Source organism: Blastopirellula sediminis, assembly GCF_020966755.1.
Lineage (GTDB): Bacteria > Planctomycetota > Planctomycetia > Pirellulales > Pirellulaceae > Blastopirellula > Blastopirellula sediminis.
Map to the genome: position 1 here is coordinate 304,087 of NZ_JAJKFT010000004.1, position 13,750 is coordinate 317,836.

The following is a 13,750-nucleotide window of genomic DNA, read 5'->3' on the forward strand; positions in this document are numbered from 1 at the left end:
CGGTCGAAAGTAAAGAGGCGGATTGCGATCTCAAACGGTGGAATGTCCGCCGCTCGGCTGCTGGCCACGGATCGATGCTTCCTGCCGACTTTGTCGGCCCTGATAGCAGAGCTATCAGGGCTAACCGACATCTATACGGAACTTTGCGCAGCTAGTTGCTATCACAATCCGGTTTTTGGGGCAATCGAGAACTGCCCTTAGAATTGCAGACGTGGGTTGCGGTAGAGCAACTCCAGGATCTGCTCCGGCCCCCGAAGTTCTTCGGCCGGGCGTTCGTGATGCCAATCGTGATGGGTCGGCATCCAGCAGTCGTGATACGGCCAGGGATCGAACGGATCGTAGCCGAGTTCGTCGGCCAGCTTGGTCGAATCCATGGTGACGTCGCCGGCTCGCGGCGGCATGGGGCCTGCTTCGAGCCGCATGCACCCCATCAAGTTTTTGGGGTTATAGTCGCCGACGCGATTGATGATCTGAGCGATCTGATACAGGCTGAGACGCCGCGGTCCGCCGGCGTGGAAGATGCCGGACGTGGTTCGACCGAGCATGTCGTCGATGACGCGATTCAAGCAGTCGGTGTAGGTGGGGGTGCGAATCTCGTCGTAGTAGAGGGTCGCCGGCTTGTCTTTCATAAACCGCGACTGAATCCAGTCGATCGCGCCGGCATGGCCGTTGAAGCTGATCCCCATCGGTAGCGAGATGCGCAAGATCGCCGTTTCGGGACGCTCTAGCTGAATCAGATTCTCCGCGGCGGCCATCGTCTTGCCGTAGATCGTGACCGGATCGGTCGGCTCATGTTCAAAGTAGCCGCCGCCGTCCTTGTCGGAGTAGACCAGATCGATCGAAAGCTGCACCAGGCGCGTGTCGCTTCCTTCCAGCACATGCAGCAGATTGCGGACGCTCTCGAAATTGATCCGCCAGGCCATCGACGGATCCATCTCGCACGACTTCAGGGCGCAACTGCCGCCGCAGTTCAGGACCGCTTTAAACTGGTACTGGTCGAAGAGTCGCTTCAGTCCATCGACGTCTTCCACATCGCAGGCGACGATGTTCTCGCCCAGCATGCGCCAGTTGTTGACCTGGCGGACTCCGACGACTTGGCCTGGATACTTAGCAGTGAAGTAGGGAAGAGCATTGTAGCCGGGAACCCCTGCGACGCCGGTGATCAGCAGCGGCAGGGGAGTCTCTCGGCGCATCGCGTCGGCAGACAAATTTCTTACTTGTTCTAAATGCGTGTTATGAATCATTACCAGCGAGGTTCCGCTCCCAGCAATCTTCGCAGGAGCCCGATCTGTCCGGCGTGCAGCATTTCGTGCTGAGCGCTCCAGAGCAGACTATCGAGTTTCGTGTTGAATAGGGGATGAGGCTCTTCTGGAGGCTCTGACAAGCGGGAAAGCGGAAATCGGGGCAGCTCTTCCATTACCCGACGATGAACATGGTGATAAACCGACAGGATGTCGTCCGGACAAGGGTAAACCTCCGGCTGAGGAACAGGGGTAGATCCCTTGCCGAAGATTCGAATGAAATCGGAGGAAATTAGCTTTTCATCCTCCTCTTCCGGCCCGCGCAACCGGACTAAGACCAGACGATATTGCGCCATCGCAATATGTCCGACCTGCCAGGCGATGTGCGAGACTCCTTCGTCGGTCATCCGGTACCAATCGGCGTGATCGATCGACTCGATCAGGCTGGCGCTATACCGGCGAACGGTCTGGATCTGATGAAGGGCAACTTCCAGCGAATTCATCTCGCGTCTCCCAGCCGAAGCATTCTAGACACAAATTTTTGGCCTACCGCCCTTGGATTTGGTTCCATTCGGGGAAATTCGGGCATCCGTAGCCCGGAATCTTGGAAATACCCCCTCGTGACTGGACTATTTGCAGCCAGTGGACTAATTGGCCGGCCCACGTGAGGGTGAAATCGATTGTAGCGTAGATTCCTGCACGATTGAGGGAGGCCTTGCCCGGCATTTTGACCAGCGCCAAGAAGTCGAAAATGGCGGATTCTACTTATTTGGCTAGGAATTAGGAATCAAAAATTGCCGCAACGACCGGAACGACCTATGTTTCACGAGGAAAATTCCTCTCGCGTATGGGAATTACTCCGTAAGTACAGTCCGAGTAACGGGTTTGACTATGTCCACCCTGCCAGGCGCTCCTGCCCTGCCGACGAAAACGCTAGAACGACACGCCAATCTGCATCGCCTCGAGTTGGTCAACCGAGAGCTGCAAAACTGGTTTGGCGTCGACTTTACGTATTGGGATGGCGAAACCGGGGAGATGATGCGCGCCGCTGAAATGCAGCCCCCCGGCGACGAGAACTATCTCTCGCCGATCATCCGTACGGTCGCCGCCAAGAAGAAGCCGGAGATCGTCGCGGAACAAGCAGGCGCGTGCATTTTGGCGATGCCGCTGGCGATGGACAGCGGAACGGTGGTCGCGACCAGCCCGTTTGTCACCGGCGATTCGTACGACTGCTTTGACGATGTAGAGGGTCTGGCCCGAATTCTGGGGACGACCGCCGAACGCGCCGCACACTGGGGAAGAGAACAAAACCGCTGGACGACGCAGAGCCTGGAGCGAATGGCCCGCTTGCAGTTGTCCAAGTTGAGCGTTGATGACGAAGCGCGTCGCTTGTCGAATGAGATCGACAAGATTTCGGACAGCTTGTCGTCGACTTACGAAGAAATCAGTCTGCTCTACGGCCTGACGCAAAACTTGCGGATCTCCAGCAGCGACGAACAACTGGGCGATCTGGCGCTGAACTGGTTGCTCGAAGTTTTGCCGTGCGAAGGTCTGGCGATTCAATTTTTGCCGACCCGCGGCGAAAACGTCTCGACCAAAGGCCGAACCGAAACGAAGACGCTGAGCGTCGGCATTTGCCCGCTCGAAGCGGAACAACTTTCTCGCCTGGTCTCGCATTTGAACCTGGGTGAAAAAGGGGCGCCGTTTGTGGCGAACCAGCGGATCACGGCTCGCGAAGAATGGCCGTTCCCGAAAGTTCGCCAGTTGATCGTCGTGCCGCTGGCCGAAGGAGATAACATCTTCGGCTGGATCATGGCTTTCAACCACTGCGAAAACAAAGGCTTCGGCACTGTTGAAGCGAGCCTCTTGAGCAGCGTGGGCGCGATCCTCGGAATCCATAGCGGAAATATCGAGCTCTATCGACAACAGTCCGAGTTCGTCACCAGCGTCGTGCAGGCGCTCACCTCGGCGATCGACGCGAAAGATCCTTACACTTGCGGTCACAGCGATCGCGTCGCCCGGTTGTCGGTCTGCCTGGCTCGCCAGATGGGCCAAGACACCGACTCGCTCAACCTGCTTTACATGGCGGGGTTGTTGCACGACGTCGGCAAGATCGGCATCGACGACAGCGTCCTGCGTAAGCCGGGACGTCTTACCGATGCGGAATATGAGCACATTAAGCTTCACCCCGAGTTGGGCTACAACATCCTCAAGGGTTTGAAGCAGATCGAAAAAGTGCTGCCGGTCGTGCTGCACCATCACGAACAATGGGACGGCAAAGGTTACCCGCACCGACTGAAGGGAACCGACACGCCGCTTTTGGCCCGCATTACGGCGGTCGCCGACGCCTACGACGCGATGTCGAGCGATCGTCCCTACCGTAAGGGGATGCCGGAAGAAAAAGTGGACGCGATCTTCCGCGAAGGCGCAGGTCAGCAATGGGATCCAGCGGTGATCAACGCCTTTTTCGCCGCTCGTGACGAACTTCGCGATATCCTGAGCGAAGAGCGTGCCGAGATTCGCTTCGATGTGCGGGACTGGTTGAAGTAAACCCGTTCGATTGGTGAGCCGGAACCTCTATAATTAGGGTATGGCTCAAAGCGAAGAAGACCGCGAAGATCTGATGCAAGAGGCGACCGCCCTGGTCCGCCGCGGGGAGTACGCTGCGCCGCAAGAGGTCGAAGTGGTGACGATCGGCTATCGTCAAAACGGCGCTCTCAGCATCTTCTTTGGCCAAGATCCGGTCTATCAGTTCAATGACGCCGGCCAATTCCGTCGAGGCTATATCGACGGCGAACTCTTTAAGGCGGACGGCGGCCGTTTGGTCTGCATGCGACGCCAACGGGACGGCAAGAAGACGACGCTCGTCTCCACCTCGCTCAGCGACGTCGATCAGGCTGAAGTGATCGTCAAAATGGAATGGCGACTCAACGAGCTGGCCGAGTCGATCGAAGAGCAAGAGACGACCTGCAATGAGGTGATCCCAGACGACGCCAATGTCGCCGGCGAGTTCCTTGAATGGTGGCGACAGAAGCAAATGAATATCGACATCGCTCCGGCGCCGAACGTCGTCGCGCCGAAGGCGTAAACGAATCGCTAAGCGGAGTAGGGGAGAGCGACGACGTCGACCGGGCCGCTTGACGTCTCCAGCGTTTCGCCCGGCTTGTCGAATCCACGGCGAACCATCGCCAGCCCGATCCAGCGGTCGAGCGCCGGCGAGTAGGCGGTCGACGTCACCGTCAGCACTGGTTTGCCGTCGATTTCATAAACGGCGTCCGCATCGGGCTGCGACGGGAACTGCACGCCTAGCAGTCGACGATTCACGTGGCCCAGCGCATCGATACGAGCGATCGTTTCCTGGCCTAAATAGCACCCTTTGGTGAAGCTGATCGCCGACGCGTCGCGAGCCGCCTCTTGGCAAAGGTTGTCGACCGTCAGATCTCGACCGTAGTAGGGAAAGCCGGCTTCGATCCGCAGCGCGTCTAGCGCTGCGTCGGTGACGGCGGTGCGCTCGATCGCGTCGAACTTTTCTTTCAGCGGCGAGTCGCTCAAAAAGATGACGCTCCACGCGGGCTCGGCGACAAAGTTCGTGCGGTAGACGAGCATGTCGTCTTGCGCGACGAATTGCAGGTTTCCCTGCGGCGGCGTGATCGAGAGGTTCTCGGCGAGCCAGCTTTCGGCCTGCTGACCGATCACTAGCAGTTCGCTGGTCGCGTCGGTCCGATCGACAAGCTCGACGTCTTCGATGACCGCGTATTTTTGAAAGTGGGGCAGCAGCGTTTCCGCTTGGCCAGGAACTCCCGACAACAAGATCGAATCGCCAATCGGCAGCGCGAAAAAGTGCCCGAGGATTTTTCCCTGCAGCGTCGGGACGAAGATTTCGCAACCTTGCTGCGGCGGCAGCTTCTTGATGTCGTTGGTCGACAGGTTGTGCAAAAATTTTACCCGATCGGCGCCGGTCAATTGCAGCCGAGTGCGGTCGGAGAGATCGAAGCACAACAGGTCGCAGCGAGATTCGGTCGAACTCATAACGCGTACTGATCCCAATCAATATCGCTGGAGATTTCTTCTCCTTCGACCGCGACTTCGGCGAGTTGCCCGTGCGCGATGAAGGTGCACGACTCATAATATTCGCACACCTTGCGAGCTTCTTCCAGATTGGCGACCGGCGACATGTTCAATTCGTCAACAATTCCCTCGGGCAAATTGCTAATCAAATACACCTTATTTCTGTCGAGGGTGGTCGCCAGTTGCAGTGCTGCGGCGGCGTCGGCAGTTCGTTCGCGACGAATGCGACGACGTTGTTCATCAAGGTCGTCATGCTCGGCCAGTTGCATCATGGTCGGCGAAGGAAACGTCGTCAGTTCGCTACAGACCAGAATCGCGCCGTTGTCATCGGCTGCATTCGATGCGACCGCGAGCGAACGGGCGAAGTTCGCCCACGTTTGTTGCTCTTGTCCGCCGCTGATTGCGACGATCGTCAGGGCTGCACGCTTGGCCGGTTGATAGCGCCATGTCTTGGCGAGCTCGTCTTGGATTTGCGCCGAAATCAGATCGATCGCGCCGGCGCGAATTGCGCTGATGCTTTCCGGCCCATTCGCTTCGACCACGATCCCAAACAGCACGCCGAGCAGATGCCCCGCTTCGGTCGCTTCGCCGGCGCGACGTTTGCGTAGCACCGGTTGTTCGACGAACGTGGGAGCCGACAGACGCTGCATCGTTTCGCGATCGGTGAAGGTCGGAAAGACCGCTTCGTACGGACCGAAGTAGTCGAGTGAAGAATCAAGCCGCGCCAATCCGACCGGAATTACCATGTCGGCGTCGCTCAAGATCCGGTTGACCATGATCGGGCGGTTTTCTTTGGACGCGCCGATGAACGCGAGCTTGTTGCGATCATCGGGATCATGTCGCTCGAGCGTGACGTCGGTGCGCTCACCGATCATCGCGGTGACGGCGGCTTGCAGATGATCGGCCGCGTCATGCGGCAATACGATCGCCGTGCGGCGATCCGCCATCTCCGCACGAGCGGTTACGTCGAGGATGGCCGCGATGATATCCGCGACGTTGGGAATATGACGTCCGATCGCGAATGCGATCAGGTCGCCTGGGACCGTAGCTTCGGCAAGACCGGGAAACTGCGGGGGATTGGTGAGCGCCGTTTCGACTTCGCTCCGCACCGAAGAAAGGGTCGGTCCGGCCCCATCACAAATGGCGACGATCTTCTCGTCTTTCAGCTGGAGCTCGAATTTTTGGCTTTCGCCGAACGACAATGAGATTTGCATGGGCATCTGCGGAGGTTGGAACAGCGAGTCGATCCCTGCAATCTTAGAAGGGATTGTCGCTGGGGGTCAACGAGTCGAGGTTTACGCCGAGACGCGAAATCGATGATAATAGGCCCTTTCAGCGAGAGTCTTCGTTTGTCGGAAGGGAAGTCGTCATGCGAGTTTGGATCGTTCTGTTGGCCTTGGGGGCCCTCCTGACGATTGGGTGCGAAAAATCGAGCAATACGGCTGAAAATTCGGCTGCCAGCGCCCCTGGCGCCGCGGCGGAAAAGGATGCTCCGCCCGCCAAGTCGCCGCTGGAACTCCTCCAGGGTATGGCCGCCGCCTACGCCCAGGCCGACAGCTACTTCGATCGCGGTACGCTTCGGCTGAGTCGTACGCTGGCCGGAGAGACGACCTTCGACGACGTTCCCTTCTCAGTCAAATTGAAGCGGCCGAACCAGTTGCGGGTCGACGCCTATCAAGTGACGATCGCCTGCGACGGCAAGCGGCTGATCGCGAAGATCTTTGACGAAGCGACGGAAGAAATGGATCACCAGGCGCTCGTCCGTCCCGCGCCGGAGCAGATCACCGCCGAAGTCCTCTATCTCGATCCGCAGCAGAGCGATCCGATCTTGTCGGAAATTTTGCTCGGCGGAATCGTCGGACTGCCGCCGACGCTGGAGATGTTGCTCGCGAAAGAAATGCCCGACTTCTCGGAACAAGCGGACAGCTACGTGTTGGGGCTCGACGACGAGATCAATGGTCGTCGTTGTCATCGCTTGATTTGTCAGACGCCGAATGGTCCCCTCACGATGTATGTCGATGCGGAGAACTTCCTGCTGCGACGGATCGAGTATCCGCAGGAACCGATGCTCTCAGCGCTGAAGGAAAGTGATCCGAACGCGAAGATCTCGCTGGTCGCCGACTTTGCCGACGCGTCGATCAACGACCCGATTCACGAAAACGAATTCCTATACAACATTCGCGGCGGCGACAAACAGGTCGCCTACTTCGTCCGTCCTTCGCAAGCGACGGCGAGCCAGCTGTTGGGAGAAACGCCGGAAGCGTTTACGCTCGAAAAACTTTCCGGCGACAAAATCGCGTCGTCCGAATTGTTGGCGACGCCGACCATCTTGGCCTGGATCAACGATCATCCGTCGAGTCGCTTGATGACCGACCAATTGACCCGCTTCGCCGCCGATCCGTCGACCGGCGTCAGCGTGAAACTGGTTTCGGTCGACCCGCGGGAAACGTCCGGCGAGCAAGTGCAGCAGCGTCTCGAACAATGGGGCGCCAACTTCCCGATCTATCGCGATTCGGAAGCGGTCGGTCAAAAGCAGTTCCGGGTCCCGGGCGCACCGACCGTGGTGATGCTCGACGGCAAAGGACGCGTGCAGTTTTACGAAGCAGGCGCTTCTCCCGACCTGGCGGAGCGGATGTGGGACATCTCGAAGCGTCTGTCGGGCGGAGAAAACGTCGCCGAGACGATGCTGGCCGCCATGAGAGCCGAACAAAAGCTGTATCAAGCGGCGCTGACCGCGTCGATGGCCGGAAAGAATCCGTATCGCGACTTGCCGCTGCCGGAAGTCGCCGTCGCCGCGGCTCGCGAACTCGAACGTTTTACTTCCGAGACCGTCTGGTCGACCAGTGACGTCGAAAACCCTGGCGCGGTCGCCGTCTTGCGAGGGGACGAAGGAGAACGGATCTTTGTGCTCGACGGCGGCAAAGCGATCTGCGAGCTGGACGTCGACGGCAAGCTCGTCTCGCGGCATGTCCTGAATCTGGGAGAAGACGTTGTCGTGAGTCGCCTGCGTGTGGCGTCCAGCGACAAGGGATTGCGCATCGCGCTGTTTCAACCCGATGGTCAACGACTTTGGCTATTGGATGAGAAGCTGGAGCCGCTGTTTCGCTATCCGTCAAGCGACGCCGTTCATTCCGGCATCGCCGATGCGCAGTTGCTCAGCGGCTTCGATCAGACGACGCTGGTTGTCGCCTTCCAGGGAGAGATCGGCGCTCATGGCATCGACGAAAGCGGCAAGCGCTTCTGGAGCTTCCGCGAGATGTTGCAGCTGCGCGACTTGGCGCCGGTAGGGAGCGGCGAAATCGCCGTAATGGACGCTTCCAACAAGGCGCTGGTGATCGATCGCCAAGGGAAAGTGCGACGCGAGATCGGACTGCCGCAACGTTCGCTACTGTCGCTCGCCTACGATCCGGTCTCGAGCGAACTGTTGGCTTTGGCGCTGGCCGAGATCGAAATGCTGGAGTTTGACGCGCTGGCGAAAGATGGCGCCCAGGTCTGGAGCTATCCGTTGCCGGCCGCCGAGTTGCCGAAGGTCTCTCCGCTGATGATGGCGATCTCGATCGGTGCAGAGCGGGGCTGGTGCGGTCTTGGCCCGGATGGAACGCTGCACCTGATGCAGGCCAATGGCGCGGCGACCGATCGGATGGCTTTTGGAGAAATGCCAGCCGGCCTGGCGAGCGTCGGCAGCGGTAATCTAATTACGACGCTACCGGGACGTGTGGTGCGGTTACGTTTCTCGCCGGCCAAATAGCCGACGTGAGAAGTGCGCGACAGTTACTGCGGCGCGCCGCTGCGAATGCGGCGGCAGACGCCGGCCAGTTCGCGAAACGAATTAATCATCTCTTCTTCGCTCGCGTCATGGCGGCAGTCATGCTCGAGCTGGGCGGCATACGGAGTGATCTGTCCAAATCCGTAGCTGCCAGCGGCGCCCTTCAGCTGGTGGGCGATGCGGCCAAGCCCCTCCCAATCGCTACGATCGACGCAACCGAGCATCGATTCGATGCGGTCGGGCATTTCGTCGACGAACATTTCGACGATTTCGGCCAAATCGGGATCATTCCCCAAATCGGAATAGAGGGGCTCGGAGAGTGATTGAATCGGCATGATGCGCTCCTGGACTCTTTACGCTAGGCGGCAACGTCTCTGGGTGTTGCGAAAAGGTAGGTCGCAATTCTGCGCGAATGCGGCAGGAAGCGGAGAAGCGGGGGAAGTCACGGGAAGCCGAGGGTGATAAGGGGCGCCGATGAGGGGTTCCGGGAGGAATAACCGTGACGTCCGGTACGTCCGGACCGGGAAACGCTTTCGGAGTAGGAAATTAGTTACGGCTAGTTAATCTAGGAGCCTTGGGATGACGATAGCGTGTGATAGCGTTCGTCATCAGACGAGTAGGTAATCTATGCAAGTCGGCGAATCTCGTAGTTTGTATGCTATTGAGACGCTGGCGCCGCAAGAGCCGTTTTAAGTTTTATTGTCGAGACATTTGGAGTTCTCACAGATGAAGAGCCGTCTTGTTCTCCCGGCGTTTTTGGTTGTTGCTTCGATCTTTGCTGTCGTTGCTGCCAACGCCGAAGCTGGCCTGTTTGGCCACCACGGTTGCGGATGCGAGCCGACCTGCTGCGCGCCGGAACCGACCTGTTGTGCCCCGGAACCGAGCTGCTGCGATCCTTGTGGTTCGTGCTGCCGTCCCGGTCTGTTCGCTCGCCTGAAGGCGAAACTGGCTTGCTGCTGCAAGTCGAGCTGCTGCGAATCGAGCTGCTGCGAACCCACCTGCTGCGCTCCGGAACCGACCTGCTGTGCCCCGGAACCGACCTGCTGCGCTCCCGAACCGAGCTGCTGCGCTCCGGAACCGTCGTGCTGCGAACCGTGCTGCAAGAAGCCTTGCTTCCTGAAGCGCTTGTTCCACAAGTGCTGCGCCCCGAGCTGCTGCGAACCGACCTGCTGCGCTCCGGAACCGACCTGCTGCGGCTAATTGCCATCCAGCAGACCCGTCCGTTAAAACGAAAGAACCGCTTGCCCTTTGGTAAGCGGTTCTTTATTTCTTGACCCCGAATTCTGGCGGATTGATTGACGCGACTGCCAAACGATCGACAATGAAGAGACGTCGCATTCCTCCCCCGCTCGGCTGGGATGCGCACGAACCCCACTTTTCCGGTTCCCTTCCTCTTCTTTTCGTTCGCTTTGGACTGAGAGAGAAACGCCATGTCGCGGCTTGTTCGCCTGGTCTCTTTGGCCGTATTACTGACCCTGCTGGTTTGCGTTTCGGGCGCTCGCGCCGCAGGTCCTGATCCGGCGATGGCCGATTTTGACGCCCTTTTGGCGGCCGGCGAGTTTCCCCCGGCGATCGAACTCGCCAAGCAAGCGAAGACTGCCGAGCAGCAAGATCAGATGTTCGCCCGCTTGGCTCGCGCTCAAGCGGCCGGGGGCGCCAAGCAAGCGGCGCTCTCCAGCGCCCGCTCGATCTCCAGCGATCAATACCGGACCGAGACCCTGATCGGATTGGAAAAGCCGTTGACCACGCGTCCCGGCGCCATGGGGGGCGGCGTCGAACCTGACTTTGATCAACTGATCGATCTGATCACCACGACCATTCAGCCGGAATCTTGGGAGGAGCTCGGCGGACCAGGCGCGATCGCGCCGTTTGAGAGCGGCGTGTACGTCGACTCGAAGGGAACGCTGCAGCGAGCCCAGTTGCAGGATCGCTCGGGCCGATTGGAGATGTTGCGAACGTCGACCTCCAGCGATTCTGGAAATCGCCGCGTCTCGGTCAGCTCGCCGCTGCGGAAGGTGTCGCTCAATCGCTTGGAACGGGAAGTCCATTTGCGAATGGCCGCCGGCGAACCGCTCGACGACGAGATGATTCGTCTCGCGGGGATCTACAAGGTGAAATACGTCATGGTCTACCCGGCGACCGGTGACGTGGTGATCGCCGGTCCGGCCGGCGGTTGGACCCCCAACGCCGAAGGTCGCATCGTCAACGTCGAGACGCAGCGTCCCACGCTACGATTGGACGACCTGGTGGTGGTGATGCGCAACGCCGAGCGGGAAAAAGGACGCTACGGCTGCTCGATCACTCCCTATCAAGAACGACTCGCCGCGACGCAAGACTTTTTGAAGAAGTCCGGCGAAAAGAGCCTGAGCCCGCGGCAACGCGACAAATGGCTCGACGACTTGCGTCAAACTCTCGGCAAACAAGAGATCGAAGTCTACGGCGTCGATCCCGATACGCACGTCGCGCGGATCCTGGTCGAAGCCGACTATCACATGAAGCGGATCGGTATGGGATTGGAAGACGGGACGCTCGGTGTGCCGAGCTACCTGTCGTCGATCAAGGTCGAACCGGGCCAAGCGCCGCCGCCGATGGACGTCCTCCGCTGGTGGTTCGCGCTGAACTATTCGGCGATCGCCACGACCGACGCTCGCGACATCTTCGAACTTCGCGGCCCCGGCGTCCAGGTTCTGAGCGAGAACGAACTGCTGAAAAATGACGGCGAGCGGGTTCACACCGGCAAAAGCACCGAGCTGAACGAAGCGTTCGCCCACAACTTCACCAAGCATTACGAAGAGCTGGCGAAGAAGTACCCGGTCTATGCCGAACTGCAAAACGTCTTCGACCTGACGCTGGTAGCCGCGGTGATCGAAAAAGAAAACCTGGCCGCTCGCGGCGATTGGGGACAAACCTACTTTGGCGCCGAAGGGCGTTATCGGCCCGAACGCTTGCTGGTCGCCAAAGAAGTCGAAACGATCATGAACCACCGCGTGATCGACAACAAGCATATCATCGCCGGCGTCAGCGGCGGCGTCCGCGTCGACGCGTCGGAGATGATGAAAGACGAGAACTTTAAGCAGGACGAATACGGCCTGCTCGACGCCGATCTGAAGGGAAGCGTCACGCCGAAGAACTTGGCGCCGGCGGGTTGGTGGTGGGATTAATTCACTACCTCAATACCGATCTCGACCTCTGCTCTGCGGTCGATCTAACGGAACTGACGGCCGCGTTTGAGTCTGGCGGCGTCAGCCCGCTGCATGTGACGTTAGGAGTGGACGGACAATGGTATTCGACCCTGGAAACGGATCATCAATACCACGAGCCGGAAGGGAATATCGCCCACATGGTCTCGGTGATCGAACAGCTCGCTGAGCCGCATTTGTCGGTTTGGAGGTCATGCACGCTCCGCGAGTTCAACATCGGCTATGACTGCGGGCTAGAGCCGTGGGCGTTCAATCAGGGACTTTCTCACGAATTGCTGGCGCGAATCGCCGCGGTTGGAGCTTCGTTGCGAGTGACGCTTTATCCCTATCGTGCAGAGGTCGAGGGCTAGCGTCGCCAATCGACGCTGCACTATGGCGAGTGATCGAAGATTCGCCGCACGACATGTCCTTTCCAGAGCTGATTCCAAAGCCCCAAATAGACGCTCATGAGTTACGACCTAGCAGTCTTCGACGCCGACATCGCACCGAAAACTCGTACTGAGTTCATGGAATGGTACCGTCAGCAGACGGCTTGGGACGAATCGCACGGCTACAACAATCCGGAGATTCCCTCGCCGAGATTGCGATCTTGGTTCCAAGAGATGATCAAAGACTTTCCGCCACTGAACGGGCCTTTGGCAAGTGATGATTGCGATGATCCTCGGGTAACCGATTATTCGCTGGGAAGATCAATAATCTACGGAGCATTCGCCTGGTCCCAAGCCGATGTCGCTTTTCAGGTGACGCATCAGCTCGCCTTCAAGTACCGGATTGGATTCTTTGAGGTCAGTGCAAATCCAGGCGGAATCTGGACTCCAACCTCCGACGGCAAGTACGTGTCGATGTCGTGAGTCCAATCTCATGCGACGAACGATCGCGTTAGTCGTTCAATCCCTTCCCGGCCAAGATCTGCGGCGTGCATTTCTCGATCCGCGACTCGCGCGTCTTCGCCTGCTTTGCGCCGGCGAAGTGAAGCAAGTAGGCCCGTTGTCTTCCCGGCGTAAGCGACGCAAACGCCTTCTTCAGCTTGGCGTTCTTCTTCAGTGCTGACTGAAACTCTGCCGGCATCTCGAATTCAGCGGTCTCTTTGAAATCGACCTTCAGACCCGCTTTTTCGACTTCGATCGCTGCGCGGACGAACGCTTTGATCGTCGATTTGAGTGGGGCGATTTCTTTGGCGCTGGTGAAACGCATTTGCCGCGCCGATTGGGTGTTCTTGGTTTGCTGAATCAGGACCTGTTTGGGATCTTTCAGCAGGGCGCCTTTGAAGAAGAGGATCGCGCAGTACTCTTTGAATTCGTGCAGCAGGACGATGTTGCGATCGTCCTGCGTGTAGCAGGGGCAGCCCCATTTCATCGTCTCGGTCAGTTTGCAGCCGAGGATGATCGCGCGCAGTTCTTCCAGCTCGGCGCGCCATTGCGTCGATTTGCGATAATAGCCGTCGACTTTGGGGTTGGGTTCGCTCATTACAGGGC

General features: G+C 58.7%; 13 protein-coding genes. 7 read left to right on the plus strand and 6 right to left on the minus strand.

The window, feature by feature from the left end:
- Window positions 1-197: 197 nt before the first annotated feature.
- Both LOC68_RS04985 and LOC68_RS04990 read right to left on the minus strand, forming a co-directional pair.
- Window positions 198-1,208, minus strand: a complete 1,011-nt coding sequence (locus LOC68_RS04985; protein WP_230216375.1) for an SDR family oxidoreductase — start codon at window positions 1,206-1,208, stop codon at window positions 198-200.
- A gap of 35 nt (window positions 1,209-1,243) precedes the next feature.
- A complete protein-coding gene (locus LOC68_RS04990) occupies window positions 1,244-1,744 on the minus strand; it encodes a DinB family protein (protein ID WP_230216377.1) in 501 nt (166 codons plus the stop codon).
- 388 nt (window positions 1,745-2,132) lie between these two features.
- Here LOC68_RS04990 and LOC68_RS04995 point away from each other — a divergent pair, with 388 nt between their 5' ends.
- Window positions 2,133-3,791 carry an HD-GYP domain-containing protein gene (locus LOC68_RS04995; protein ID WP_230218456.1) on the plus strand — a complete coding sequence of 553 codons (1,659 nt, stop codon included), beginning with the start codon at window positions 2,133-2,135 and terminating at the stop codon, window positions 3,789-3,791.
- A 40-nt stretch (window positions 3,792-3,831) separates the two neighbouring features.
- The gene (locus LOC68_RS05000; protein ID WP_230216379.1) at window positions 3,832-4,329 is read left to right on the plus strand and encodes a hypothetical protein; all 498 of its coding nucleotides are present in this window, start codon (window positions 3,832-3,834) and stop codon (window positions 4,327-4,329) included.
- Between the two features lie 8 nt (window positions 4,330-4,337).
- On the opposite strand, the gene ygfZ is transcribed toward LOC68_RS05000, so the two are convergent.
- Window positions 4,338-5,270, minus strand: coding sequence for a CAF17-like 4Fe-4S cluster assembly/insertion protein YgfZ (gene ygfZ / locus LOC68_RS05005; RefSeq protein WP_230216381.1), 933 nt, complete (start codon window positions 5,268-5,270; stop codon window positions 4,338-4,340).
- On the minus strand, window positions 5,267-6,523 hold the full coding sequence (locus tag LOC68_RS05010; RefSeq protein ID WP_230216383.1) for a lactate racemase domain-containing protein: 1,257 nt from the start codon (window positions 6,521-6,523) through the stop codon (window positions 5,267-5,269). Before LOC68_RS05010 ends, ygfZ begins: the two co-directional genes overlap by 4 nt.
- Before the next feature lie 155 nt (window positions 6,524-6,678).
- On the opposite strand from LOC68_RS05010, the gene LOC68_RS05015 reads away from it, so the two are divergent.
- A complete protein-coding gene (locus LOC68_RS05015; RefSeq protein WP_230216385.1) occupies window positions 6,679-9,057 on the plus strand; it encodes a peroxiredoxin family protein in 2,379 nt (792 codons plus the stop codon).
- Window positions 9,058-9,080: 23 nt separating this feature from the next.
- On the opposite strand, the gene LOC68_RS05020 is transcribed toward LOC68_RS05015, so the two are convergent.
- The gene (locus LOC68_RS05020; protein ID WP_230216387.1) at window positions 9,081-9,410 is read right to left on the minus strand and encodes an Hpt domain-containing protein; all 330 of its coding nucleotides are present in this window, start codon (window positions 9,408-9,410) and stop codon (window positions 9,081-9,083) included.
- A 495-nt stretch (window positions 9,411-9,905) separates the two neighbouring features.
- Here LOC68_RS05020 and LOC68_RS05025 point away from each other — a divergent pair, with 495 nt between their 5' ends.
- From LOC68_RS05025 to LOC68_RS05040, 4 genes are all read left to right on the plus strand, one after another.
- Window positions 9,906-10,349, plus strand: coding sequence for a hypothetical protein (locus LOC68_RS05025; protein ID WP_230216389.1), 444 nt, complete (start codon window positions 9,906-9,908; stop codon window positions 10,347-10,349).
- Between the two features lie 156 nt (window positions 10,350-10,505).
- Entirely contained in the window at window positions 10,506-12,236 is a 1,731-nt protein-coding gene (locus LOC68_RS05030) for a DUF1598 domain-containing protein (RefSeq protein ID WP_230216391.1), read from the plus strand.
- Window positions 12,227-12,625: a hypothetical protein gene (locus LOC68_RS05035; RefSeq protein WP_230216393.1), complete on the plus strand. Its 399-nt coding sequence runs from the start codon at window positions 12,227-12,229 to the stop codon at window positions 12,623-12,625. The genes LOC68_RS05030 and LOC68_RS05035 overlap by 10 nt, the downstream gene beginning before the upstream one ends.
- 96 nt (window positions 12,626-12,721) lie before the next feature.
- Window positions 12,722-13,126, plus strand: a complete 405-nt coding sequence (locus tag LOC68_RS05040; protein WP_230216395.1) for a hypothetical protein — start codon at window positions 12,722-12,724, stop codon at window positions 13,124-13,126.
- Between the two features lie 28 nt (window positions 13,127-13,154).
- Here LOC68_RS05040 and LOC68_RS05045 read toward each other — a convergent pair whose 3' ends face one another.
- A complete protein-coding gene (locus LOC68_RS05045; RefSeq protein WP_230216397.1) occupies window positions 13,155-13,742 on the minus strand; it encodes a YdeI/OmpD-associated family protein in 588 nt (195 codons plus the stop codon).
- Window positions 13,743-13,750 lie beyond the last annotated feature (8 nt).

Excerpts from the sequence above, each read along its gene's own strand:
- LOC68_RS04990 (WP_230216377.1), bottom strand. The coding sequence starts at position 1,744 with ATGAATTCGCTGGAAGTTGCCCTTCATCAGATCCAGACCGTTCGCCGG.
- LOC68_RS04995 (WP_230218456.1), top strand. The coding sequence starts at position 2,133 with ATGTCCACCCTGCCAGGCGCTCCTGCCCTGCCGACGAAAACGCTAGAA.
- LOC68_RS05000 (WP_230216379.1), top strand. The coding sequence starts at position 3,832 with ATGGCTCAAAGCGAAGAAGACCGCGAAGATCTGATGCAAGAGGCGACC.
- ygfZ (WP_230216381.1), bottom strand. The coding sequence starts at position 5,270 with ATGAGTTCGACCGAATCTCGCTGCGACCTGTTGTGCTTCGATCTCTCC.
- LOC68_RS05010 (WP_230216383.1), bottom strand. The coding sequence starts at position 6,523 with ATGCAAATCTCATTGTCGTTCGGCGAAAGCCAAAAATTCGAGCTCCAG.
- LOC68_RS05015 (WP_230216385.1), top strand. The coding sequence starts at position 6,679 with ATGCGAGTTTGGATCGTTCTGTTGGCCTTGGGGGCCCTCCTGACGATT.
- LOC68_RS05020 (WP_230216387.1), bottom strand. The coding sequence starts at position 9,410 with ATGCCGATTCAATCACTCTCCGAGCCCCTCTATTCCGATTTGGGGAAT.
- LOC68_RS05025 (WP_230216389.1), top strand. The coding sequence starts at position 9,906 with ATGCGAGCCGACCTGCTGCGCGCCGGAACCGACCTGTTGTGCCCCGGA.
- LOC68_RS05030 (WP_230216391.1), top strand. The coding sequence starts at position 10,506 with ATGTCGCGGCTTGTTCGCCTGGTCTCTTTGGCCGTATTACTGACCCTG.
- LOC68_RS05040 (WP_230216395.1), top strand. The coding sequence starts at position 12,722 with ATGAGTTACGACCTAGCAGTCTTCGACGCCGACATCGCACCGAAAACT.
- LOC68_RS05045 (WP_230216397.1), bottom strand. The coding sequence starts at position 13,742 with ATGAGCGAACCCAACCCCAAAGTCGACGGCTATTATCGCAAATCGACG.